The sequence below is a fragment of the Actinomyces sp. MRS3W genome (assembly GCF_032465695.1).
In the GTDB taxonomy this organism is placed as follows: Bacteria; Actinomycetota; Actinomycetes; order Actinomycetales; family Actinomycetaceae; genus Actinomyces.
This window is the reverse complement of the sequence record NZ_JAWDJJ010000345.1, coordinates 1-1,359: the sequence shown is the minus strand read 5'-3', so window position 1 is coordinate 1,359 and position 1,359 is coordinate 1. Positions and strand designations below refer to the sequence as shown.

Genomic DNA, 1,359 nt, shown 5'->3' with positions numbered 1-1,359 from the left:
CCGAGGGACCCATCGCCGAGCTGGGCGCCTCCACCGCCACGCTCTTCGGCAGGCGCCTGGGCTTGCCACGACGCTCGGTGCGGCTGCTCGCGGCGGCGGGGACGGCCGCCGGCATCGCCGCCGCCTTCAATACCCCGCTGGCCGGCGCGTTCTTCGCACTGGAGGTGGTGTTGGCGGACTTCACAGTCGACGCCTTCGCCTTCGTGGTCCTGGCCTGCGTATCCGCCACCGTGCTGTCCCACCATCTGCTGGGTACCACTTTGTCCGTGTCCCTGCCCGCCCTCGACCTGGACGGTGACGCCCAACTGCTGTGGGTGGCGCTGCTCGGTGTGGGTGGCGGCATCGTGGGCGTGGGCTTCTCACGATGCCGTTTTGTTGTGGGCGATCTGCTGCGCGGCGTCGCCGAGCGGCTGCGCGTACCGGCGTGGGCGAGGCCCGGGTTGGGGGGCCTGCTGGTAGGTGCCCTGCTGCTGGCCGTTCCGGAGATGTACGGGGAGTCCACGGCGGTTTTGGATCGCGCGCTTGACGGCGACTACACAGTGGCGGCGTTGCTGGGGCTGACGGCGACCAAGATCCTGGCCACCTCGCTGACGTTGGGGGTGGGCCTGGTCGGCGGCGTGTTCGCGCCCTCCCTGTGCATCGGCGCCACGCTCGGGGCCGCCTTCGGCACCGCCATCGCCCCGGGGTCCGCCGAGACGGCCGCCATTTTCGGTGTCATCGGCATGGGCGCGGTCTTCTCCGGTTCGGCCCGCGCCCCGATCACCGCCACCATCCTCATTATCGAGATGACCGGCCAGTACCACTTGCTGCTGCCGCTCATGCTGGCAGTTGCGCTGGCAACCACGATGAGCCGGTTCCTCACTCGCACCACCATCTACACCGAGGAGCTGCGCCGCCGCGGTGACGACATTGACGATCCGCTCCACGCCACCCTCGTGGGACGGGCAAGCGCCCGCTCCCTCATGCATGCGCCCCCGGCACTGCTCACCATCACCGATTCGCTCGCCCAGGCGGCCGAAGTGCTGCGCGCCGCCGGCGCACCCCGGCTGCCGGTAGTGCAGTCCCAGCCCGACGGCGAGTGGTTGGGTTGCGTCTCAGCGGTCGCCGTCGCCGAGGCCCGCGCTCGGGGCGAGCAGGCGCCGCGGCAGGTGGGTGATCTGGAAAAGGACCGCGCCCACATCGACGCCGACGCCGACGCCGATCGGGTGCTTGCCGCGCTCATCGACTCCCACCTGGAAGCACTGCCGGTCACCGCGCCGGGTGCTGCTGGACGGCTGCAACTCGTCGGCTGGGTGAGTCAGGAGGACATGGTGCGGCGCCTGTATCGGCAGCAGCGGCGGGCCGTTGAGGCAGCCGCAC

At 70.9% G+C, this 1,359-nt stretch carries 1 protein-coding gene; it reads left to right on the top strand.

The window, feature by feature from the left end; genetic code table 11:
- Positions 1-1,359: chloride channel protein (locus tag RWX45_RS13005; protein WP_316024140.1), on the top strand; the 1,359-nt coding region annotated here is incomplete at both ends.